Origin of the sequence: Arthrobacter sulfonylureivorans (assembly GCF_047607445.1) — a bacterium.
Lineage (GTDB): Bacteria > Actinomycetota > Actinomycetes > Actinomycetales > Micrococcaceae > Crystallibacter > Crystallibacter sulfonylureivorans_A.
Map to the genome: position 1 here is coordinate 40,930 of NZ_JBLKRT010000030.1, position 20,882 is coordinate 61,811.

A 20,882-nucleotide genomic window follows, 5' to 3' on the forward strand; every position below is an offset into this window, starting at 1 on the left:
TTGTTCAAGCGCTTTTGCATGTCTATGTGCGAAGCCGTGTCCCGCCCGGGATAATGCCCGGGGCAGGGTCAGGCTCCACGGACCTGAAAGCCCAAATATAACCCACCCTCCATTTTGAGCGGGCGGAGTGCGCAGAATGTTCGCGACACGCCCGACCGCGGGGGTCGGAGCCTCAGCAGGGTGAGGAACCCGGATTCATCCGGATTCAGTCTGCCGGAGGAGCGCCAGGCACGGGGAAATCCGGCCGTCGGGGCGCACAGGAAGAAAGTCCACAGAGCAGCACTGAGAAAGAGAGCGGAGACGCCATGGCGGGACAGAAAATCCGCATCCGTCTGAAGTCATATGACCATGAGGTCATTGATGTTTCAGCACGGAAGATCGTTGAGACGGTCACGCGTGCAGGCGCAACAGTAGTCGGCCCCGTGCCGCTGCCCACCGAGAAGAACGTGTACTGCGTTATCCGGTCGCCGCACAAGTACAAGGACAGCCGGGAGCACTTTGAAATGCGCACCCACAAGCGGCTGATCGACATTATCGATCCCACGCCGAAGGCCGTCGATTCGCTGATGCGTCTCGACCTGCCGGCGGACGTGAACATCGAAATCAAGCTGTAGGGGAGTGCGGATTCATATGTCTACCACTACACGCCAAGTAAAAGGCCTGCTGGGCACCAAGCTCGGCATGACCCAGGTCTGGGACGCGGACAACCGGCTCATCCCGGTCACCGTCGTCAAGGCTGATTCCAACGTCATCACCCAGCTGCGCTCTGCGGACGTCGACGGCTACACCGCCGTTCAGATTGGCTTCGGCCAGATCGACCCGCGCAAGGTGACCAAGCCGCTGGCCGGCCACTTCGAGAAGGCCGGAGTTACTCCGCGCCGCCACGTGGTCGAGCTGCGCACCGCCGATGCCGACTCTTACGAGCTGGGCCAGGAACTCTCCGTGGAGCTGTTCGAGGCCGGCCAGAAGGTCGACGTCGTCGGAACCAGCAAGGGTAAGGGCTTCGCCGGTGTTATGAAGCGTCACGGCTTCGCCGGTGTCAGCGCCTCGCACGGTGCGCACAAGAACCACCGCAAGCCCGGTTCCATCGGTGGCGCGTCCACCCCGGGCCGCGTCTTCAAGGGCCTGCGCATGGCCGGCCGTATGGGTGCCGTCCGCCACACCACGCTGAACCTGACCGTTCACGCTGTGGACACTGAGAACTCGCTGCTCTTGATCAAGGGTGCCGTTCCCGGTGCTCGCGGCTCGGTCGTTCTCGTCCGTTCCGCTGTGAAGGGAGCCTAGTTCAATGGCTAACACGCTCAAGGTTGACCTGCCTGCAGAGATCTTCGACGTCCAGACCAACGTGCCGCTGCTGCACCAGGTCGTCGTCGCACAGCTCGCTGCTGCCCGCCAGGGAACCCACAAGACCAAGACCCGCGCCGAGGTTTCCGGTGCCGGCCGCAAGCCGTTCAAGCAGAAGGGCACCGGCCGCGCCCGCCAGGGTTCGATCCGCGCTCCGCACATGACCGGCGGCGGCGTGGTGCACGGCCCGACCCCGCGCGACTACAGCCAGCGCACCCCCAAGAAGATGAAGGCAGCTGCCCTGCGCGGTGCCCTCTCCGACCGGGCACGCAACGGCCGCATCCACGTCCTGGAAACCCTGGTTGCCGGCGAGAAGCCGTCCACCAAGGCTGCCACCGCGGCCCTGCGCGCCATCACCGAACGCAAGAACCTGCTCGTAGTCATCGAGCGCGCCAACGATGTTGCGGCCCTGAGCCTGCGCAACATCGAGGAAGTTCACACCATTTACGTGGATCAGCTGAACACCTACGACGTGCTGGTTTCCGATGACGTGGTCTTCACCAAGGCCGCCTACGACGCGTTCGTCGCAGCTAAAGCAACTGCCAAGGAGGACGCCAAGTGAGCGCGACCACCACTAAAGATCCCCGCGACGTGATCCTTGCTCCCGTCGTTTCGGAGAAGAGCTACGGCCTGATCGACGAAGGTAAGTACACCTTCCTGGTCGACCCGCGCTCGAACAAGACCGAGATCAAGCTGGCCGTGGAGAAAATCTTCTCCGTCAAGGTCGACTCGATCAACACCATCAACCGTGCCGGGAAGCGCAAGCGCACCCGTTTCGGATGGGGACAGCGCAAAGACACCAAGCGCGCCATTGTCACCCTGAAGGAAGGCACAATCGACATCTTCGGCGGTCCGCTTTCTTAAGCGGAGACCACTTTAACGAGGAATTGAACTATGGGAATCCGTAAATACAAGCCGACTACACCGGGCCGTCGCGGCTCGAGCGTAGCCGACTTTGCCGAAATCACGCGGTCGACACCGGAAAAGTCGTTGCTGCGTCCGCTGACCAAGTCCGGCGGCCGTAACAACTCCGGCAAGATCACCACCCGCCACAAGGGCGGCGGACACAAGCGCCAGTACCGTCTGATCGACTTCCGTCGTCACGACAAGGACGGCGTGCCCGCCAAGGTCGCTCACATCGAGTACGACCCGAACCGCACCGCGCGGATCGCACTGCTGCACTACGTTGATGGCACCAAGCGCTACATCCTGGCCCCGGCCAAGCTGAAGCAGGGAGACACCGTTGAGGCCGGCGCCAGCGCCGACATCAAGCCGGGCAACAACCTGCCGCTGCGCAACATCCCGGTCGGTACCGTGATCCACGCTGTGGAGCTGCGTCCGGGCGGCGGCGCCAAGATGGCCCGCTCCGCCGGCGCCTCCGTGCAGCTGGTAGCCAAGGAAGGCAAGTACGGCCAGCTCCGTCTGCCCTCCGGCGAAATCCGCAACGTTGATGTGCGCTGCCGCGCCACCATCGGCGAGGTCGGCAACGCCGAGCAGTCGAACATCAACTGGGGCAAGGCCGGCCGTATGCGCTGGAAGGGCGTCCGCCCGACCGTCCGCGGTGTGGCCATGAACCCGATCGACCACCCGCACGGTGGTGGCGAGGGCAAGACCTCCGGTGGCCGCCACCCGGTCAACCCGAACGGCAAGCCCGAGGGCCGCACCCGCCGCCCGAACAAGGAAAGCGACCGCCTGATTGTGCGTCGCCGTCGTACTGGCAAGAACAAGCGATAGGAGCCTGGGAACATGCCACGCAGCCTGAAGAAAGGCCCCTTCGTCGATCAGCACCTCTTCGTGAAGGTCGCTGCAGAGAACGAAAAGGGCACCAAGAACGTCATCAAGACGTGGTCCCGCCGTTCGATGATCGTTCCCGACATGCTCGGGCACACGATCGCCGTACACGACGGACGCAAGCACATCCCGGTGTTTGTCACTGAGTCGATGGTCGGGCACAAGCTCGGCGAATTCGCCCCGACGCGGACTTTCCGCGGCCATGTGAAGGACGACCGCAAGGGCAAGCGCCGCTAGGCGCTTACTCTTTCGGCAGAAGACGAGAGAAGGAAAGCAATGGAAGCCAAGGCTATTGCGCGCCATATTCGCGTGACGCCTATGAAGGCCCGGCGCGTCGTCAACCTTGTTCGTGGCAAGCAGGCGAATGAGGCTCTGGCAATCTTGAAGTTTGCCCCGCAGGCAGCTTCGGAGCCGGTCAGCAAGGTACTCGCGTCAGCCGTCGCCAACGCCCGCGTTATCGCGGACCGTGATGGCGTCGCCTTTGACGAGAGCGACCTCTACATCAGCGAAGCATTCGTGGATGAAGGACCCACCATGAAGCGGTTCCAGCCGCGCGCCCAGGGGCGTGCCTACCGCATCAAGAAGCGGACCAGCCACATCACGCTTGTTGTCGCTACCCCGGAGAAAGAGGAGGACCAGTAAGTGGGACAGAAAGTAAACCCGCACGGATTCCGACTCGGTATCACCACCGACCATGTCTCCCACTGGTTCGCTGACAGCAACAAGGCCGGCCAGCGCTACAAGGACTTCGTCCGCGAGGACGTGAAGATCCGCCAGCTGATGTCCACGGGCATGGACCGCGCGGGCATCGCGAAGGTTGAGATCGAGCGTACCCGTGACCGCGTGCGTGTGGACATCCACACCGCCCGCCCCGGCATTGTCATCGGCCGCCGCGGCGCCGAAGCAGACCGCATCCGCGGCGAGCTGGAGAAGCTCACTGGCAAGCAGGTGCAGCTGAACATCCTCGAGGTCAAGAACCCGGAGATCGAAGCACAGCTGGTGGCCCAGGGCATCGCTGAGCAGCTGACTTCCCGCGTGGCTTTCCGCCGCGCCATGAAGAAGGCCATGCAGTCCGCCACCCGCGCCGGCGCCAAGGGCATCCGTGTCCAGTGCTCCGGTCGTCTCGGCGGCGCTGAAATGAGCCGTTCGGAGTTCTACCGCGAAGGCCGTGTGCCCCTGCACACCCTGCGTGCGAACATCGACTACGGCTTCTTCGAGGCCAAGACCACGTTCGGCCGCATCGGCGTCAAGGTCTGGATCTACAAGGGCGACGTGACCGCGAAGGAACTGGCTGCCCAGCAGGCAGCTGCTCCGTCCTCGCGTGGCCGTGGCGACCGTCCGGGCCGCCCCGCCGGTGGCGAGCGCCGTCGTCGTAATGACCGTCCTGGCGCTCCCGCCGCAGGCGAGGGCGCAGCCAAGGCCGAGGCACCTGCCGCTGAGGCAGCGCCGGCGGCAGAAGGAGGAGAAGCTTAAATGCTTATCCCACGTCGAGTTAAGTTCCGTAAGCAGCACCACCCGGGTCGTTCCGGCGCTGCTACCGGCGGCACCGAAGTCAGCTTCGGCGAGTGGGGTATCCAGGCTCTGACGCCGGCATACGTCACCAACCGCCAGATCGAAGCGGCCCGTATTGCGATGACCCGCCACATCAAGCGTGGCGGCAAGGTTTGGATCAACATTTATCCGGACCGCCCGCTGACCAAGAAGCCGGCCGAAACCCGTATGGGTTCCGGTAAGGGTTCGCCGGAATGGTGGGTCGCAAACGTCAAGCCGGGTCGGGTTCTGTTCGAACTCTCCGGTGTCAATGAAGAGGTAGCTCGCGAGGCACTGCGCCTGGCGATCCACAAGCTGCCGTTGAAGGCACGCATTGTGCGTCGCGAAGGTGGTGAATAGAAATGGCAGTTGGTTCAAAGGAACTGGCAACCGATCAGCTCGAGACTTTCGATAAGGACCGTCTCGCAGAGGAGCTGCGCAAGGCCAAGGAGGAGCTGTTCAACCTCCGTTTCCAGTCCGCCACTGGTCAGCTGGAAAACCATGGCCGCCTGAAGGCAGTCAAGCGCGACATCGCACGCATCTACACCGTGCTGCGCGAGCGCGAGCTGGGCATTCGCCCCGAGGTTGAGGCTGCAGCTGCAGCCCCGGCCGAGGAGAAGAAGGCCAAGAAGGCTAAGAAGTCTGAAAAGGCTGCTGACGCCGACACCGCCGAGACCGCAACCCCCGCTTCGGAGGATGAGGCCAAGTGAGCGAAAACACGAACAAGGATGCAACTGTGGAAGAAGCCACTCAGGCTCGCGGTTACCGTAAGACCGCCCGCGGCTACGTCGTCTCGGACAAGATGGACAAGACCATCGTGGTCGAGGTTGAGGACCGCGTGAAGCACGCGCTGTACGGCAAGGTGATCCGCCGGACCGAAAAGCGCAAGGCCCACGACGAGCAGAACTCCGCCGGCATCGGTGACCTGGTTCTGATCGCCGAGACCCGGCCGCTGTCCGCCACCAAGCGGTGGCGCCTGGTCGAGATCATCGAAAAGGCCAAGTAGGACTTGAAGTCCTGCGCGGGGCCCGCCTGCCAAGCGGGCGGGCCCCGCACCCTTTAAGTTTCCCTTCCGGCATCTTAGGATCCCGATCCGCCGGAGCAACCGGAAGGGTTTGGAAGGGAACGTGGTCGTCGAAATTCAGACCGCGAACCCTTTGAAAAGTACAAGCCCCTGGCCGTGATTTCACGTCCGGGGTGTCTTGGTCATAAACTAGTAATCTTGCCTGTGCCGTTTGGGAGGACCATCCATCCTTCCGCCTGGACAGAATAGGCAAATTCCCGCAACCGCCTTCGGACTGCACACGCGTGTGGCCAGGGGGAGTTACGGTGCGGGCTACCCATATCCGTTCCGCAAGGCTCAGTTCATGAGAACCAGCGCGACGACAGGAGTAATAAGTGATTCAGCAGGAGTCGCGACTGAAGGTCGCCGACAACACGGGTGCCAAGGAAATCTTGACCATCCGCGTTCTCGGTGGATCCGGCCGTCGCTACGCAGGCATTGGCGACACCATTGTTGCCACCGTCAAGGACGCAATTCCCGGCGGCAACGTCAAGAAGGGTGACATCGTCAAGGCTGTCATCGTTCGCACCAAGAAGGAACGCCGCCGTGCGGACGGTTCCTACATCAAGTTCGATGAGAACGCAGCCGTGATCCTCAAGAACGACGGCGATCCCCGCGGCACCCGTATCTTCGGTCCGGTTGGCCGCGAGCTTCGCGACAAGAAGTTCATGAAGATCATTTCGCTGGCTCCGGAGGTGCTGTAGTCCATGGCTAAGTACAAGATCAAGAAGGGTGACCTGGTTCAGGTCATCACCGGTGCCAAGGCAGAGCGCGGCGGCGACCGCGGCAAGCAGGGCAAGGTCCTGAAGGTGTTCACGGAGACCAACCGTGTGCTGGTTGAAGGCGTCAACCGCGTTACCAAGCACACCAAGGCCGGACAGTCGGAGCGCGGCACGAAGACCGGTGGCATCGAGACCGTTGAGGCTCCGATCCACATCTCGAACGTCGCGATCGTCGATCCCGAGACCAAGAAGCCGACCCGGGTTGGCTACCGCACCGAAACCGTCGAGCGTGATGGCCGTGAGCGCACTGTGCGCATCCGCGTGTCCAAGGCCTCCGGGAAGGACCTCTAATGACTGAGACTGTCACCAAGATCGTCCCCCGTCTGAAGACTCGCTACGCCGGCGAGATCAAGCAGGCTCTGCGGGACGAGTTCAAGTACGAGAACGTGAACCAGGTTCCGCGCCTGGTCAAGGTCGTTGTCAACATGGGTGTTGGAGATGCCGCCAAGGACTCCAAGCTCATCGACGGCGCCGTGCGCGACCTGACCCAGATCACCGGTCAGAAGCCGCAGGTCACCAAGGCCCGCAAGTCCATCGCACAGTTCAAGCTGCGCGAGGGCATGCCGATCGGCGCCCACGCGACGCTGCGCGGCGACCGCATGTGGGAATTCGTTGACCGCCTGGTTTCGCTGGCTCTGCCCCGTATCCGCGACTTCCGCGGCCTCAACGGCAAGCAGTTCGACGGCAACGGCAACTACACCTTCGGTCTGACCGAGCAGTCGATGTTCCACGAGATCGATCAGGACAAGATCGACCGCGTGCGCGGCATGGACATCACCGTAGTGACCACCGCCAAGACCGATGACGAGGGCCGTGCGCTGCTGAAGGCGCTGGGCTTCCCGTTCAAGACCGAAGACTAATCTAGCTACGTGAAAGGTCCCGCCCCGGCGCCCAGCGCTGACCGGAGCGAGGAAACCGTTACGAGGAAGGGCAAGAGCCCACAATGACTATGACAGATCCTGTCGCAGACATGCTCACGCGTCTGCGCAACGCCAACTCGGCTTACCATGACTCGGTGTCGATGCCGTACAGCAAGCTCAAGGCTCGCGTCGCCGACATCCTGAAGGCCGAAGGCTACATCGCAGGTTGGAAGGAAGAAGAGGCCGAGGTCGGCAAGAAGCTGACCCTGGAACTCAAGTTCGGTCCGAACCGCGAGCGTTCCATCGCCGGCATCCGCCGCATCTCCAAGCCCGGTCTGCGCGTTTACGCGAAGTCCACCAACCTGCCGCACGTGCTCGGTGGCCTGGGCATCGCAATCCTGTCCACCTCTTCCGGACTGATGACTGATCGTCAGGCCGGCAAGAAGGGCGTGGGCGGCGAAGTCCTCGCTTACGTCTGGTAACGGAAAGGAAGAGATTAAATGTCACGTATCGGACGTCTCCCCATCACCGTTCCCGCCGGCGTTGAGGTCAAGGTCGACGGCAACGTCGTCTCCGTCAAGGGCGCCAAGGGCGAACTGAGCCACACGCTGGCTTCGCCGATCACGGTGTCCCTGGACGAGAACACCCTCACCGTTGCCCGCCCGAACGACGAGCGCGAATCCCGGTCCCTGCATGGCCTGACCCGCACGCTGATCAACAACATGATCGTTGGCGTGACCGAGGGCTACAAGAAGGACCTCGAGATCGTCGGCACCGGTTACCGCGTGCAGGCCAAGGGTGCGAACCTCGAATTCGCCCTGGGCTTCAGCCACCCGGTGGTCGTGAATGCCCCCGAGGGCATCACCTTCGCCGTGGAGGGCGCCAACAAGCTCTCCGTCTCCGGTATCAACAAGCAGCAGGTCGGCGAAGTTGCTGCCAACATCCGCAAGCTGCGCAAGCCTGACCCCTACAAGGGCAAGGGCGTTCGCTACGCCGGCGAACAAATCCGCCGCAAGGTCGGAAAGGCTGGTAAGTAAACCATGGCGATCAGCATCAATAAGAAGCGGACCTCGAAGTCCAAGTCCGCAGCACGCGGCCGCCGCCACCTGCGCGTCCGCAAGCGCATCACCGGTACCGCGGTCCGTCCGCGCCTGGTGGTCAACCGCTCCGCACGCCACATCTTTGTCCAGGTTGTCGACGACAGCAAGGGCATCACCGTGGCATCCGCTTCCACCATGGAAGCCGATCTGCGTGCCCTCGACGGCGACAAGTCCGCCAAGGCAAAGCGCGTCGGCGAGCTCGTGGCCGAGCGCGCCAAGGCTGCCGGTGTTGAAGCCGTGGTCTTCGACCGCGGTGGCAACCGGTACCACGGCCGCATCGCAGCGGTTGCCGACGGCGCACGCGAAGGTGGGCTGGCACTGTGACCGCTGAGAACAACGAAAAGGAAACTCAGGTGACTGAAGCAACTGAGACCGCTGCCGCGGGATCCGCTGAGACCACCGCTGCTTCCGGCCAGGACGACCGCCGCGGCGGACGCCGTGGCGAACGTAGCGGCGGCGGCGACCGTGGTGGCCGCGGCCGTGGCCGCGACAATGCACGCGATGCCGAGAAGGACAAGTTCCTCGAGCGCGTCGTCACCATCAACCGCGTGTCCAAGGTCGTCAAGGGCGGCCGGCGCTTTAGCTTCACGGCTCTGGTAGTTGTCGGCGACGGCAACGGCATGGTCGGCGTGGGCTACGGCAAGGCCAAGGAAGTTCCGGCAGCGATCGCCAAGGGCGTGGAAGAGGCCAAGAAGTCCTTCTTCCGCGTGCCGATCATCGCCGGCACCGTCCCGCACCAGGTGCAGGGCGAAGCCGCTGCAGGCGTTGTCATGCTGCGTCCGGCTGCTGCCGGTACCGGTGTGATCGCCGGTGGCCCGGTCCGCGCCGTACTCGAGTGCGCCGGCATCCACGACGTGCTCTCCAAGTCGCTGGGTTCGGCCAACGCGATCAACATCGTGCACGCAACCGTCGACGCGCTGCGTCGTCTGGAAGAGCCCCGCTCCGTGGCAGCCCGCCGTGGCCTGCCCCTGGACGAGGTTGCTCCGGCGATCCTGCTGCGCAACATGCAGAAGGCAGGTGCGTAATGACCACGCCCAAGAATCTGACTCCGTCGGATGCACAGTTGGAAATCACGCAGATCAAGTCCGTCATTGGCGGCAAGCAGAACCAGCGCGACACGCTGCGTTCACTGGGCCTGAAGCGCATCGGACACACCGTTGTCCGCAGCGCCGATGCAGTGACCGTGGGCATGGTCAACACTGTTTCTCACCTGGTGAAGGTTGAGGAGGCGAAGTAAAGATGGCAGAAGAGAACAAGACTCTCAAGGTCCACCACCTGCGTCCTGCCCCCGGTGCCAAGACCGCCAAGACCCGTGTTGGTCGTGGTGAAGGCTCCAAGGGTAAGACCGCTGGTCGCGGTACCAAGGGTACGAAGGCCCGTTACCAGGTCAAGGCTGGCTTTGCCGGCGGCCAGCTGCCGCTGCACATGCGCCTGCCGAAGCTGCGCGGCTTCAAGAACCCGTTCAAGGTGGAGTTCCAGGTCGTGAACCTGGACAAGCTCAATGAGCTGTTCCCCGAGGGCGGCGACGTGACCGTGGAGGCCCTGGTGGCCAAGGGCGCGGTTCGCAAGAACCAGCCCGTGAAGGTCCTGGGCACCGGCGACATCACCGTCAAGGTCGATGTGAAGGTTGACGCCTTCTCCGCCAGTGCCGCTGAGAAGATTGCCGCCGCTGGCGGCACCGTGACGGCGCTCTAGCAGCCCGTACCGGGTGCAGTCTTTTAGCAGCCCCTGACTGAACTCGTGGTGGCCGGTATTCCCCGGCCGCCACGAGTTCAGCCGCTTTAAAGGCACACGACGTATTCTTAATCCGTTTAATGCGAACGGGCCGAGCCGATAGACTCGGATCTTGTGACTTGCCGCGCAGCGGCATCAGAAACTTTTTGGGAGGACGCTTGCTTAGCGCAATTGGCCGGGCATTCCGGACGCCGGACCTGCGGCGCAAGTTGCTGTTCACGCTCGGGATCATGACGGTCTACCGGCTGGGCGTATTCATCCCGGCACCGGGCGTGGACTACGGCAACGTGCAGCAGTGTCTGGCGCTGGGCAACACCAGCGGCGGGCTGTACCAGTTCGTCAATCTGTTCAGCGGCGGCGCGCTGCTGCAGGTGTCCATCTTCGCCCTCGGCATCATGCCGTACATTACCGCCAGCATCATCGTGCAGCTGCTTCGCGTGGTCATCCCGCGGTTCCAGGAACTGCACCAGGAAGGTCCGCAGGGCCAGTCCAAGCTGACGCAGTACACCCGCTACCTGACCATCGCACTGGGCCTGCTCAACGCCACGACGCTGGTGTCGCTGGCGCGGTCCGGCGCCCTGCTGGGCAACTGCCCGGTTCCGATCATCCCGGAAGACAACCTGGTGGTGATCAGCCTGATCATCCTCACCCTGACCGCGGGCACCGGCCTGATCATGTGGATGGGCGAATTGATCACCGAGAAGGGCGTCGGCAACGGCATGTCCCTGCTGATCTTCATCTCCATTGCCGCCGGTTTCCCGAGCTCGCTGGGCGAAATCTGGAACACCCAGGGCGTCAACGTCTTCCTCGGCGTGCTGATCGTCGGCCTGCTGACAGTGGCCGCGGTGGTCTTCGTGGAGCAGTCGCAGCGTCGCATCCCGGTGCAATATGCCAAGCGCATGGTGGGACGCCGCACAGTCGGCGGCACCAGCACCTACATCCCGATCAAGGTCAACATGGCCGGTGTCATCCCGGTGATCTTCGCGTCGTCGATGCTGTACCTGCCGTCCCTGATCGCCCAGTTCAACACACCGACCGACGGCACCACGGCGCCGCCGGAGTGGGTCAACTGGATCAACACCTACCTGGTTAGCGGCGACTCGCCGTTCTACATGGCGGTCTACTTCTCCCTGATCGTCTTCTTCACTTACTTCTACGTGGCCATTACCTTCAACCCGGAGGAAGTCGCGGACAACATGAAGAAGTACGGCGGCTTCATCCCGGGCATCCGGGCCGGCCGCCCCACGGCGGAGTACCTGCAGTACGTGCTGGCCAGGATCACGCTGCCCGGCGCGCTCTACCTGGGCATCATCTCGCTGATCCCGCTGATCGCACTGGTGCTCATCAACGCGAACCAGAACTTCCCGTTCGGCGGCGTTTCGATCCTCATCATGGTTGGTGTGGGTCTGGAGACCGTCAAACAAATCAACGCACAACTACAGCAACGGCACTACGAAGGACTTCTGCGATGACTCAAATGCTCATTATCGGCCCGCCCGGATCCGGCAAGGGCACCCAGGCCACCCGCATCTCCGACCGGCTGGGCATCGTCGCGATCTCCACCGGTGACATCTTCCGCGCCAACGTGAAGGAAGAGACGCCGCTCGGCGTCGAAGCCAAGAAGTACATCGACAAGGGCGAGTTTGTCCCGGACAGCGTCACCAACAACATGGTGCGCGACCGGTTGAAGCAGCCCGACGCCGCCGACGGCTTCCTGCTGGACGGCTACCCCCGCACCAGCGGCCAGGTGGACGAGCTGGACAACATCCTGGCCGAGGCCGGATCGCAGTTGGACATCGTCCTGCAGTTGACCGCGGACGACGAAGAGCTGGTCAAGCGCCTGCTCGGCCGCGCCGCCCAGGAAGGCCGCAGCGACGACAACGAGACCGTGATCCGCCGCCGGCTGGCCCTCTACCACGAGGAAACCGCCGTCGTGGTGAACCGCTACGCGGAGCGCGGCATTGTGGCCACCGTGGACGGCATCGGCGACATCGACGAGGTCACCGAGCGCATCATGACCGCGCTCAAGTCCGTCACGGCCTGACACCCAAAGAAAGTTAGAGAGCCCATGGCGTTCCGCCAGCCCAGCATCGAATACAAGACCAATGACCAGATCCGCAAAATGCGCACCGCCGGTCTGGTGGTCAGCCGCGCCCTCGACGCCGCGGTTGCCGCTGCCGTCCCCGGCGCGACGACGGCGGACGTGGATGCGGCCTTCGAAGCTGTGCTGGACGAAGCGGGAGCCAAGAGCAACTTCAAGGGCTACCACGGCTTCCCGGCGACGGTCTGCGTGTCCGTCAACGAGGAAGTGGTGCACGGCATCCCCGGCGGCAAGGTGCTCCAGGACGGAGACATCATCTCGGTGGACGGCGGCTGCAGCGTGGACGGCTGGCACGGCGATTCCGCCCGCGGCGTGATCGTGGGCACCGCGGATCCGGAAGACCAGCGGCTTTCCGATGTCACCGAGGAAGCCATGTGGCGGGGGATTGCCGCCCTGGCCACCGGCCACCGCGTGGGCGACATCGGCAACGCCATCGATGACTACGTTTCCTCGGTGCCCGGCAAGCCGCTGGGCATCCTGGAGGACTATGTAGGCCACGGCATCGGCACCGCGATGCACCAGGCCCCGGATGTGCTGAACTACCGGACCAACCACCGCGGGGCGAAGATCCGTCCCGGGCTGTGCCTGGCCATTGAACCGATGCTGGTCCGCGGAGACATCGAGACCAAGGTGTTGGACGACGACTGGACCGTGGTGACCACGGACGGGTCCCGTTCCTGCCAGTGGGAGCACACCGTCGCCGTGCACGACCGCGGCATCTGGGTCTTGACGGCTGAAGACGGGGGAGCAGGACGGCTGGCCCCGCTGGGCGTCACCCCGGTGCCGCTGGACTGACGCCCGCCCGGCCCGACTTCATCGCCCGAAGGCCGGTCCCGCTGGATAGATCGTCCAGCCGGACCGGCCTTCGCGCGTTAAGGAACTTCCCCGAAAGGATGTCCGGATCATGATGGGATCCCACCACGCCCTCTCCGGCGCCGCCGCCTGGATCGCCCTCACCACCCAGGTGCACGTGCCGTTGGATGCCATTACGACGCCGCTGGGCTGGGGCGGGCAAAGCCTCACCCTGGGCTGGGGACTGCTGGACGTCGGACCGCTGGGCCTGATCACCGGAGCGATGGTGACCGCCGGAGCCGCCCTGGTGCCGGACGCCGACCACCACAACGCCACCATCGCCCACTCGTTGCCTCCGCTCTCCAACGCAGTCTGCGGCGGCATAGGGGCGCTGGCCGGCGGACATCGCCGGGGGACGCACTCGCTGATTGGTTTGGCCGCCTTCGTGGCGACGGCGTGGCTGGCCGGGCTCTGGACGGTGGAGACCGAATGGTTTGGGACCGTGTATCCGGGCGCGGGCGTGCTGTGCGTGCTGCTGGTGGCCTTCGCGGCAAAAGCCCTCAAGTTCCTGCCCGACGGGCTGCAAAAGATTCCCTGGGCCGTGGGCCTGTCGGTAGCCGCCTTCATCGCCGTGTACGCCCCGGACCATCAAAACTGGTTCCCACTGGCCATGGGCATCGGGGTGGTCATGCACGTCCTCGGCGACATGCTGACCACCGGGGGAGTGAACCTGCTCTGGCCGCTGCGCATCAAGCCGCCCAGGGTGTGGCGCCGGGTCCCGCTGCTGAACACCATCTGGCGGCGGAACGGTTACTTCGCCATCCCGCTGCTGGGCAATGCCGGCTCTGCCCGGGAATGGGTGCTGCTGGTGCCGGTCAGTGCCTACGTGGTGGTCCTTTTCATGGGCGCTTGCCTCGACGTCGGACATCAGGGCCTGACGGCGCTCGGCGCAGGCTGACTCCTGTGGTTGCGGGCCGACAATAGGGGATGCAGGAAAAGAACCAAAGGAGAGACGCATGAACCGGAACCCGAAGCGCGTTGACGGGAAAGCAGTGGTGCTGGTGGCGGTGGTGGCCGCCCTCGTCGCCTCGGTGCTGCTCCCGGCGGTCAATGCTGGCTTCGCCCTGGTCTCCGGCACGTGGGATGAGACGGAGCCGGGAATGGTTCGGGTCCTGCTGGCAGCGGTTCTTGGGTTACTGACCGCTGCCGTTGCCGGCGTTTGCGTGGCCGGGTTGCTCCGGCGGCGCCGGCGGGACAGGCCGTAACACTGGATGGCCCCATCCTTGCTCCGGCGCAGCTGCCGGGTGAGGATGAGGCCATGGCTTCTTCCATCACCGATGTACCGGGCATCCGCGTGGGCCAGGTCCAGAAGACCGGAGCCGGCTGGCTCACCGGGGTCACCGTGGTGCTGCCGCCACCGGGCACCGTGGGCGCAGTGGACGTGCGCGGCGGAGGGCCGGCCACGCACGAAACCGACGCGCTGGACCCTACCACGCTGGTGCCGACCGTGGACGCGGTGGTGCTCGCCGGCGGCAGCGCCTTCGGGCTGATCGCGGCACACGGAGCGCAGCGCTGGTTGGAGGAACAGGGACAAGGGTTCCGCACGGCAAACGCCGTGGTGCCGATTGTCCCGGCGGCCGCCATCTACGACCTGGGCCGCGGCGGGGACATTGCTGCGCGCCCGGATGAGCAGATGGGGTACGACGCCGCTGCCTCCGCGGGCGCGATGCAAGACTTCGGCGCGGTGCAGCGCGGCAACGTCGGCGCCGGTACCGGAGCGGCGTTGGGTTTCCAGCAGTACAAGGGGGGAGTGGGAACTGCCTCGCTGCGGATGAGCGGCGCGAACGACGCCGTGGTGGTCGGCGCGCTTGCGGTGGTGAACGCCGCCGGCATGCCGTTCCACGGTGGAGTGAGTGGGGCGGGGGGTCTCCACACGGGCGCTGCGCGCCCTGGTCGACCACCGCAGGGGGAGGGCGCTGGGGGTCTGGGGCGAGCACCGGGGGAGGGTGCTGCGGGTCTGGGTCGACCACGGGGGGTGGATGCTGCGGGTCTGGGGCGAGCACCGGGGGAAGAGACAGCCCCGTTGAACACGACGCTTTGTGTGGTGGCGACCAATGCGGTGCTGGATCCGGCCCAGGCCAAGCGGACCGCATCCGCCGCGCACGCAGGGCTGGCCCGGGCGCTCAGCCCGTCGCACACCTTGATGGACGGAGACGTGGTCTTCGCCCTGGCCACCGGCCAGCAGCAGTTGGTGCAGGAAGGCCCGATGGACGCGAGGGCGGAACTGCATGTGCTCGCCGCGGAGGCTGTCACCGCAGCCATCAGGGACGCGGTGGTGAGCGCCGAACGGGTGGAGGGCTCCGGCGTCGTACTGGAAAAGTACCCGTATCCGGACTGAGGTGCGGCGACGGGCCCAGCCCCGTGACAGCGCTGAGGTGCAGCCGATGTCCTGCCGAGGCATGTGGGTGCGGCATCCTACTGTCCACCGGAGCGCGGCGTCGCGGGGCGCTACCCATCGTTATCCGGATTTAACTTAATCCCTCATCCGGAGTACAGTTGTCTGTTGGTTGTCTCTACTTTCATGCCCATCTTCGGGTGCATGGCACCCGCGAAGGCCGTTTGGATTCGCACGGTGTCAGTGGGGTGTAGCGGCAAGCAAAACCCAAAAACTAGCCACCGCGTCAGCGATGGTTACTGACGTTAGCGGAGGATATGGCTAAGAAAGACGGTGTCATTGAGATTGAAGGCACTGTGCAGGAGGCTCTGCCCAATGCGATGTTCCGCGTTGAGTTGACCAACGGGCACGTTGTGCTGGCTCATATCTCAGGAAAGATGCGTCAGCACTACATCAGGATCCTCCCCGAGGACCGCGTTGTGGTGGAACTCAGCCCGTACGACCTCTCACGGGGCCGTATCGTCTACCGCTACAAGTAAAGACTTATGCCGCGGGCAACCGCGGGGAACGTAAGTAGTTACAACAGCATCAGCTAACAACGCAAAGGAAAACCATGAAGGTCCAGCCGAGCGTCAAGCGGATTTGTGACAAGTGCCAGGTGATTCGTCGCAAGGGCAACGTCATCGTGATCTGCGAGAACCCGCGCCACAAGCAGCGCCAGGGCTAAGACTCCTGCTTCAGCAGGGGCCGCACGCCCACGCGTAGTAACTCAATATAGGCAGCGCAGCAGGGCAACCTGCATACCCCCGGTACGGAGGCCGGGGACCCGAACGGGGATGCGCTGCTTCAGACCTCCGGATACAACAAGGAGAACCGCCACTATGGCTCGTCTCGCTGGCGTAGATATTCCCCGCGAAAAGCGGGTAATTATCGCCCTGACTTACATCTACGGCGTGGGCAAGACCCGTGCAGAGCAGGTTATCGCGGAGACCGGCATCAGCCCGGACACCCGCGTCAAGGACCTCACCGACGCTGAGCTCGTTCAGCTGCGTGACTTCATCGAGGGCAACTACAAGGTTGAAGGCGACCTCCGCCGCGAAGTTGCAGCCGACATCCGCCGCAAGGTTGAAATCGGCAGCTACGAAGGCCTCCGCCACCGCCGCGGACTGCCTGTCCGCGGACAGCGCACCAAGACCAACGCCCGCACCCGCAAGGGCCCGAAGCGTACCGTCGCCGGTAAGAAGAAGACCCGCTAATCCCCGGTGGCTCCCTAAATTGCTTCGCAATCCAGGGGACCCTCGCCACCGTGGGCCCATGCCGGTCAGCTAGCTACCAACCAACTTTGTAGGAGAAGAAATGCCCCCCAAGACTCGTGGAGCGGTCCGCAAGCCGCGTCGCAAGGACAAAAAGAATATCGCGCTGGGCCAGGCGCACATCAAGAGCACCTTCAACAACACCATCGTGTCCATCACGGACCCGACCGGTGCCGTCATCTCGTGGGCCTCGGCCGGCGAGGTTGGCTTCAAGGGCTCCCGCAAGTCCACTCCGTTCGCCGCGCAGATGGCTGCCGAATCGGCTGCCAAGCGTGCCCAGGAGCACGGCCTCAAGAAGGTCGACGTCTTCGTGAAGGGCCCGGGGTCGGGACGCGAGACTGCTATCCGTTCGCTGCAGGCCGCTGGCCTCGAGGTTGGCTCCATCCAGGACGTCACCCCCAGCGCCCACAACGGATGCCGTCCGCCGAAGCGCCGCCGCGTCTAATCAGCCCAAGGATGCTTTTGGCCGCCGCACAGCTTCCTCCCACTTCCGTGGGGGATCCTGTCGGCGGCCGAAAGTTCCACGCTGGAGGCTGACCAGCCGCCCATTTCCACCAATTCGTGCTGCGTCATATAGCGGATGCTCGCTGAAAGGAAACTAAGTGCTCATTGCACAGCGCCCCACCCTTACTGAAGAAGTAGTGGCCGATAACCGGTCCCGGTTCGTCATCGAACCGCTGGAGCCGGGCTTTGGCTACACCCTCGGAAACTCGCTTCGCCGCACCCTGCTGTCCTCGATCCCGGGTGCTGCTGTAACCAGCATCCGCATCGACGGTGTGCTGCATGAGTTCACCACCGTGCCGGGTGTGAAGGAAGATGTCACCGAGATCATCCTGAACATCAAGAACCTGGCAGTCTCCTCCGAGCACGACGAGCCCGTGGTTGCCTACCTGCGCAAGCAGGGACCCGGCGTCGTCACCGCTGCGGACATCGCTCCGCCGGCCGGCGTGGAATTCCACAACCCGGACCTGCACATCGCCACGCTGAACGAGAAGGGCAAGTTCGAACTCGAACTGACCATCGAACGCGGCCGTGGCTACGTGTCGGCAGCCCAGAACAAGTCCGGTGACCAGGAGATCGGCCGTATCCCGGTTGACTCCATCTACTCGCCGGTGCTGAAGGTGACCTTCAAGGTTGAGGCAACCCGTGTTGAGCAGCGCACCGACTTCGACCGCCTGATTGTCGACGTCGAAACCAAGGACTCCATTGCACCGCGCGACGCCGTCGCCTCTGCCGGAACCACCCTGGTTGAGCTGTTCGGCCTGGCCCGCGAGCTGAACACCGCCGCCGAAGGCATCGAGATTGGCCCGAGCCCGACGGACGCCGCCCTGGCTGCCGACATGGCCCTGCCGATCGAGGACCTGGAGCTGACCGTCCGTTCCTACAACTGCCTTAAGCGTGAGGGCATCCACTCCGTGGGTGAACTCGTTGCCCGCTCCGAGGCCGACCTGATGGACATCCGCAACTTCGGTGCCAAGTCCATCGACGAGGTCAAGGCAAAGCTGGTGGAACTGGGTCTGTCGCTGAAGGATTCGCCTCCTGGGTTCGATCTGGCTGCCCGCGCGGCTGCCATCGACGAGGACGAAACCTTCGAGGACGAACTCTAAATCGCAAGAATTTTGCCGCCTTGGCGCTCGGGAGCGCACAGCGGCACCATTGAGGAGAAAACATAATGCCTACCCCCACTAAGGGTCCGCGCCTCGGAGGCGGTCCTGCCCACGAGCGCCTGATGCTCGCCAACCTGTCTGCTGCGCTGTTTGAGCACAAGCGGATCACCACCACGGTCACCAAGGCCAAGCGTCTGCGCCCGTTCGCAGAGCGCCTGATCACCTTCGCCAAGCGCGGAGACCTGTCCTCGCGCCGCCGTGTGCTGGCCGTGATCAGCAACAAGGGCATCGTCCACGAGCTGTTCACCGACATCGCTCCGGTCATGGCCAACCGCGACGGCGGCTACACCCGCATCACCAAGATCGGCAACCGCAAGGGCGACAACGCCCCCATGGCCGTCATCGAACTGGTGATGGAGCCTGTTTCCCCGAAGCAGGCCGTGGTGAACGAGGCTGAGAAGGCCACTGCCAAGGCTGCCCCGGCTCCGGTCGAGGAAGAGACCGCTTCGGCTGAGTCTGCTGAGTCGCCCGAGTCCGCTCAGTCCGGCGATTCCGCCGAGTCGGCTGACTCCGCGGAGTCCGCTCCGTCGGCTGAGTCCGCTGAGGAAGCTGCCGAAGAGAAGAAGTAACTTCTTCACCGCACCGTCGGAAGCCCGCCGTTCCTTATGGAGCGGCGGGCTTCTGCGTATCCCGGGGGTGGTGGATCACGACGGCGGTGCTCGGCTTGGGCGCGCATCGCGCGGGCTTTGGCGCGGCCGCCGCTTGGAGACGAGGGTCAGGGGCCATGAGCAGATCGGCGATGTCACCGGGGCTGCGGATAGCATGGAAATCATGCATGTGAACCCCTCCGCCGTGCCTGACGTGGGCGGCGGCCTTTTACGCGTCCGGATGGATGTGGCGTACGACGGCGGCCCGTTCAGCGGGTGGGCGGTGCAGCCCGGCAGACTCACAGTCCAGGGTGCTATCGAGGAAGCCCTCGAGACGATGATCCGCCGACCGGTCCGGCTCACCGTTGCCGGCCGTACCGACGCCGGGGTGCATGCCCGGGGGCAGGTGGTGCACTTCGATCTGGAGCCGGGGGAGTGGCAGGGGCTGGCCCGCGGCCGTGAGATCGACCCGGGAGTCGCTTTGGTCCGCAGGTTGCGCGGCGTGCTGGCCAAGGTGCTGGGCGGCCGCGTCGGCGCGCCGGTGCCCTACCGGGACCTCGCCGGCGCCATCGAGGTTGGAAACGCCGTTCTCGCACCGGCCGGATTCGATGCCCGGTTCTCCGCGCTGTGGCGCCGCTACAGCTACCGGATCGCGGACCGCGCCGAGCTGTGGGATCCGCTGAACCGCAACATCACCCTCTGGCATAAGCACGCGCTCGACGTGGCCCTGCTGAACGACGCCGCAGCCCGGCTTCTGGGAGTCGGCGACTTCCTCGCCTTCTGCAAGCCGCGTGAAGGCGCTACCACCATCCGGGAGTTGCAGAAATTCTCCTTCGTTCGGGGGACCGACGGCGTAGTGGTGGCCACCATCCAGGCGGATGCCTTCTGCCACAACATGGTCCGTGCCCTGATCGGTGCTTCGCTGCTGGTCGGCAGCGGGGAACAGCCAGCCGAATGGCTACGCGACCGGATGCTGGCGAAGGTCCGCGATTCGCAGAGCAAGCTGGCCCCGCCTCACCCGCTGGTGCTGGAAGAAGTGCTCTACCCGGATGGCAGCGAATTGCTGCGCCGCGCCGAGCAAACCAGAGCCAAGCGCTCGGACCCTGACGAAGCCTGAGGACGGCTAAGCGCAAGGATCAGCTGAAGGCGTCCATCAGGCGTATGGCGGCCGGTCCCATGATGACGATGAACAACACCGGGAAGATGAACAGAATCAGCGGGAAGATCACCTTGACGGGGATCTTCATTGCCTTCTCCTCGGCCCGCTGCCGGCGTTTGACGCGCATCTGGTTGGCCTGGGTCCTCAGCACGGTGGCCAGTCCAATGCCGTACTTGTCCGCTTGGACGACTGCGCGGACAAAGGACTTGAGGTCCTGCACTGTGGAACGTTCCGCCATGGCCTGATAGGCCTCGCCACGGGATCTGCCCACTTGGATGTCCTGCAGCGTGCGCATGAACTCCTCGGCCAACGGGCCCTTGCCGTTTTCAGCCGTTCGGGCCATCGCGGCCTCGAACCCCAGCCCGGCCTCCACCGCTATGAGCATCTGGTCCAGGGTATTCGGCAGTTCAAGTTCGATCGCCTGCTGCCGCTTGATGCCGCGGTTGTAGATCATCAAATCGGGACCGAAGTACCCCAGGACTGTTAGCCCCAGCGTGAAGAGCGCCATTCCGGCGGAAGGACTCTTGCTGAAGACGAATACCCCGAAGCCGAAGCCTGCCAGGGCCAACAGCGGCTTGCCCACGATCATCTTTTCCAGCGGCAGCGACATCGGCCGTCCGGCAGTAGCGAGGAGCTTATCCAGCCGGGCTTCGTAGCTGCCCGG

34 protein-coding genes are annotated in these 20,882 nt (G+C 64.2%); 33 read left to right on the top strand and 1 reads right to left on the bottom strand.

Features of this window, described 5'->3' with window-relative positions; translation table 11 throughout:
- Nucleotides 1–305 precede the first annotated feature (305 nt).
- The 33 genes from rpsJ to ACMX2H_RS14560 all read left to right on the top strand — a co-directional run bounded on the left by rpsJ (nucleotide 306) and on the right by ACMX2H_RS14560 (nucleotide 20,176).
- Nucleotides 306–614 (top strand): 30S ribosomal protein S10, encoded by a 309-nt coding sequence (rpsJ, locus tag ACMX2H_RS14400; RefSeq protein WP_003803825.1) that lies wholly within the window; start codon nucleotides 306–308, stop codon nucleotides 612–614.
- A 16-nt stretch (nucleotides 615–630) separates the two neighbouring features.
- On the top strand, nucleotides 631–1,284 hold the full coding sequence (rplC, locus tag ACMX2H_RS14405; RefSeq protein WP_414961316.1) for a 50S ribosomal protein L3: 654 nt from the start codon (nucleotides 631–633) through the stop codon (nucleotides 1,282–1,284).
- Nucleotides 1,285–1,288: 4 nt separating this feature from the next.
- On the top strand, nucleotides 1,289–1,906 hold the full coding sequence (gene rplD, locus ACMX2H_RS14410; protein WP_414961318.1) for a 50S ribosomal protein L4: 618 nt from the start codon (nucleotides 1,289–1,291) through the stop codon (nucleotides 1,904–1,906).
- Entirely contained in the window at nucleotides 1,903–2,208 is a 306-nt protein-coding gene (gene rplW / locus ACMX2H_RS14415) for a 50S ribosomal protein L23 (protein WP_414961319.1), read from the top strand. Before rplD ends, rplW begins: the two co-directional genes overlap by 4 nt.
- Before the next feature lie 30 nt (nucleotides 2,209–2,238).
- Nucleotides 2,239–3,078 carry a 50S ribosomal protein L2 gene (rplB, locus tag ACMX2H_RS14420; protein ID WP_136784920.1) on the top strand — a complete coding sequence of 280 codons (840 nt, stop codon included), beginning with the start codon at nucleotides 2,239–2,241 and terminating at the stop codon, nucleotides 3,076–3,078.
- A 12-nt stretch (nucleotides 3,079–3,090) separates the two neighbouring features.
- Complete coding sequence (rpsS, locus tag ACMX2H_RS14425) at nucleotides 3,091–3,372, top strand: 30S ribosomal protein S19 (RefSeq protein ID WP_074701289.1); 282 nt, start codon at nucleotides 3,091–3,093, stop codon at nucleotides 3,370–3,372.
- 39 nt (nucleotides 3,373–3,411) lie between these two features.
- Nucleotides 3,412–3,777, top strand: coding sequence for a 50S ribosomal protein L22 (gene rplV, locus ACMX2H_RS14430; protein WP_136784918.1), 366 nt, complete (start codon nucleotides 3,412–3,414; stop codon nucleotides 3,775–3,777).
- On the top strand, nucleotides 3,778–4,608 hold the full coding sequence (gene rpsC, locus ACMX2H_RS14435; RefSeq protein ID WP_136784917.1) for a 30S ribosomal protein S3: 831 nt from the start codon (nucleotides 3,778–3,780) through the stop codon (nucleotides 4,606–4,608).
- The gene (gene rplP, locus ACMX2H_RS14440; protein ID WP_127511066.1) at nucleotides 4,609–5,025 is read left to right on the top strand and encodes a 50S ribosomal protein L16; all 417 of its coding nucleotides are present in this window, start codon (nucleotides 4,609–4,611) and stop codon (nucleotides 5,023–5,025) included.
- A gap of 2 nt (nucleotides 5,026–5,027) precedes the next feature.
- On the top strand, nucleotides 5,028–5,375 hold the full coding sequence (rpmC, locus tag ACMX2H_RS14445; protein WP_136784916.1) for a 50S ribosomal protein L29: 348 nt from the start codon (nucleotides 5,028–5,030) through the stop codon (nucleotides 5,373–5,375).
- Nucleotides 5,372–5,671, top strand: coding sequence for a 30S ribosomal protein S17 (gene rpsQ, locus ACMX2H_RS14450; protein ID WP_127511068.1), 300 nt, complete (start codon nucleotides 5,372–5,374; stop codon nucleotides 5,669–5,671). The genes rpmC and rpsQ overlap by 4 nt, the downstream gene beginning before the upstream one ends.
- A gap of 392 nt (nucleotides 5,672–6,063) precedes the next feature.
- Nucleotides 6,064–6,432 (top strand): 50S ribosomal protein L14, encoded by a 369-nt coding sequence (gene rplN, locus ACMX2H_RS14455; protein WP_127511069.1) that lies wholly within the window; start codon nucleotides 6,064–6,066, stop codon nucleotides 6,430–6,432.
- A gap of 3 nt (nucleotides 6,433–6,435) precedes the next feature.
- The gene (gene rplX, locus ACMX2H_RS14460) at nucleotides 6,436–6,801 is read left to right on the top strand and encodes a 50S ribosomal protein L24 (RefSeq protein WP_136784915.1); all 366 of its coding nucleotides are present in this window, start codon (nucleotides 6,436–6,438) and stop codon (nucleotides 6,799–6,801) included.
- On the top strand, nucleotides 6,801–7,370 hold the full coding sequence (gene rplE, locus ACMX2H_RS14465) for a 50S ribosomal protein L5 (protein ID WP_127511071.1): 570 nt from the start codon (nucleotides 6,801–6,803) through the stop codon (nucleotides 7,368–7,370). The genes rplX and rplE overlap by 1 nt, the downstream gene beginning before the upstream one ends.
- An 83-nt stretch (nucleotides 7,371–7,453) precedes the next feature.
- Complete coding sequence (gene rpsH, locus ACMX2H_RS14470) at nucleotides 7,454–7,852, top strand: 30S ribosomal protein S8 (protein ID WP_136784914.1); 399 nt, start codon at nucleotides 7,454–7,456, stop codon at nucleotides 7,850–7,852.
- Nucleotides 7,853–7,870: 18 nt separating this feature from the next.
- Nucleotides 7,871–8,407: a 50S ribosomal protein L6 gene (gene rplF, locus ACMX2H_RS14475; protein WP_414961324.1), complete on the top strand. Its 537-nt coding sequence runs from the start codon at nucleotides 7,871–7,873 to the stop codon at nucleotides 8,405–8,407.
- A gap of 3 nt (nucleotides 8,408–8,410) precedes the next feature.
- The gene (rplR, locus tag ACMX2H_RS14480; protein ID WP_127511074.1) at nucleotides 8,411–8,794 is read left to right on the top strand and encodes a 50S ribosomal protein L18; all 384 of its coding nucleotides are present in this window, start codon (nucleotides 8,411–8,413) and stop codon (nucleotides 8,792–8,794) included.
- Nucleotides 8,791–9,495, top strand: a complete 705-nt coding sequence (gene rpsE / locus ACMX2H_RS14485) for a 30S ribosomal protein S5 (RefSeq protein ID WP_136784912.1) — start codon at nucleotides 8,791–8,793, stop codon at nucleotides 9,493–9,495. The genes rplR and rpsE overlap by 4 nt, the downstream gene beginning before the upstream one ends.
- Nucleotides 9,495–9,707 (top strand): 50S ribosomal protein L30, encoded by a 213-nt coding sequence (gene rpmD / locus ACMX2H_RS14490; protein ID WP_127511076.1) that lies wholly within the window; start codon nucleotides 9,495–9,497, stop codon nucleotides 9,705–9,707. Before rpsE ends, rpmD begins: the two co-directional genes overlap by 1 nt.
- A gap of 2 nt (nucleotides 9,708–9,709) precedes the next feature.
- Nucleotides 9,710–10,165, top strand: a complete 456-nt coding sequence (gene rplO / locus ACMX2H_RS14495) for a 50S ribosomal protein L15 (protein ID WP_127511077.1) — start codon at nucleotides 9,710–9,712, stop codon at nucleotides 10,163–10,165.
- A 197-nt stretch (nucleotides 10,166–10,362) separates the two neighbouring features.
- Nucleotides 10,363–11,676, top strand: coding sequence for a preprotein translocase subunit SecY (secY, locus tag ACMX2H_RS14500; protein WP_414961327.1), 1,314 nt, complete (start codon nucleotides 10,363–10,365; stop codon nucleotides 11,674–11,676).
- On the top strand, nucleotides 11,673–12,248 hold the full coding sequence (locus ACMX2H_RS14505) for an adenylate kinase (protein WP_414961329.1): 576 nt from the start codon (nucleotides 11,673–11,675) through the stop codon (nucleotides 12,246–12,248). The genes secY and ACMX2H_RS14505 overlap by 4 nt, the downstream gene beginning before the upstream one ends.
- Nucleotides 12,249–12,272: 24 nt before the next feature.
- The gene (map, locus tag ACMX2H_RS14510) at nucleotides 12,273–13,100 is read left to right on the top strand and encodes a type I methionyl aminopeptidase (protein WP_414961331.1); all 828 of its coding nucleotides are present in this window, start codon (nucleotides 12,273–12,275) and stop codon (nucleotides 13,098–13,100) included.
- Between the two features lie 109 nt (nucleotides 13,101–13,209).
- Nucleotides 13,210–14,055, top strand: coding sequence for a metal-dependent hydrolase (locus ACMX2H_RS14515; RefSeq protein ID WP_414961333.1), 846 nt, complete (start codon nucleotides 13,210–13,212; stop codon nucleotides 14,053–14,055).
- Between the two features lie 58 nt (nucleotides 14,056–14,113).
- Nucleotides 14,114–14,362 (top strand): hypothetical protein, encoded by a 249-nt coding sequence (locus tag ACMX2H_RS14520; RefSeq protein WP_414961335.1) that lies wholly within the window; start codon nucleotides 14,114–14,116, stop codon nucleotides 14,360–14,362.
- 53 nt (nucleotides 14,363–14,415) lie between these two features.
- A complete protein-coding gene (locus ACMX2H_RS14525; RefSeq protein ID WP_414961336.1) occupies nucleotides 14,416–15,495 on the top strand; it encodes a P1 family peptidase in 1,080 nt (359 codons plus the stop codon).
- Nucleotides 15,496–15,809: 314 nt separating this feature from the next.
- Nucleotides 15,810–16,031: a translation initiation factor IF-1 gene (gene infA / locus ACMX2H_RS14530; protein WP_005267757.1), complete on the top strand. Its 222-nt coding sequence runs from the start codon at nucleotides 15,810–15,812 to the stop codon at nucleotides 16,029–16,031.
- Between the two features lie 74 nt (nucleotides 16,032–16,105).
- Nucleotides 16,106–16,219, top strand: a complete 114-nt coding sequence (gene rpmJ, locus ACMX2H_RS14535) for a 50S ribosomal protein L36 (RefSeq protein WP_005267758.1) — start codon at nucleotides 16,106–16,108, stop codon at nucleotides 16,217–16,219.
- Between the two features lie 154 nt (nucleotides 16,220–16,373).
- Nucleotides 16,374–16,748, top strand: a complete 375-nt coding sequence (gene rpsM, locus ACMX2H_RS14540; RefSeq protein WP_136784904.1) for a 30S ribosomal protein S13 — start codon at nucleotides 16,374–16,376, stop codon at nucleotides 16,746–16,748.
- A gap of 100 nt (nucleotides 16,749–16,848) precedes the next feature.
- On the top strand, nucleotides 16,849–17,250 hold the full coding sequence (rpsK, locus tag ACMX2H_RS14545) for a 30S ribosomal protein S11 (RefSeq protein WP_005267760.1): 402 nt from the start codon (nucleotides 16,849–16,851) through the stop codon (nucleotides 17,248–17,250).
- Nucleotides 17,251–17,407: 157 nt separating this feature from the next.
- Nucleotides 17,408–18,412, top strand: a complete 1,005-nt coding sequence (locus ACMX2H_RS14550) for a DNA-directed RNA polymerase subunit alpha (protein ID WP_127511086.1) — start codon at nucleotides 17,408–17,410, stop codon at nucleotides 18,410–18,412.
- A 65-nt stretch (nucleotides 18,413–18,477) separates the two neighbouring features.
- A complete protein-coding gene (rplQ, locus tag ACMX2H_RS14555) occupies nucleotides 18,478–19,041 on the top strand; it encodes a 50S ribosomal protein L17 (protein WP_414961340.1) in 564 nt (187 codons plus the stop codon).
- Nucleotides 19,042–19,243: 202 nt separating this feature from the next.
- Entirely contained in the window at nucleotides 19,244–20,176 is a 933-nt protein-coding gene (locus ACMX2H_RS14560) for a tRNA pseudouridine synthase A (protein ID WP_414961342.1), read from the top strand.
- A gap of 19 nt (nucleotides 20,177–20,195) precedes the next feature.
- Here ACMX2H_RS14560 and ACMX2H_RS14565 read toward each other — a convergent pair.
- The coding region (locus ACMX2H_RS14565) for a type II secretion system F family protein (RefSeq protein ID WP_414961344.1) at nucleotides 20,196–20,882 on the bottom strand (687 nt) is incomplete at its 5' end.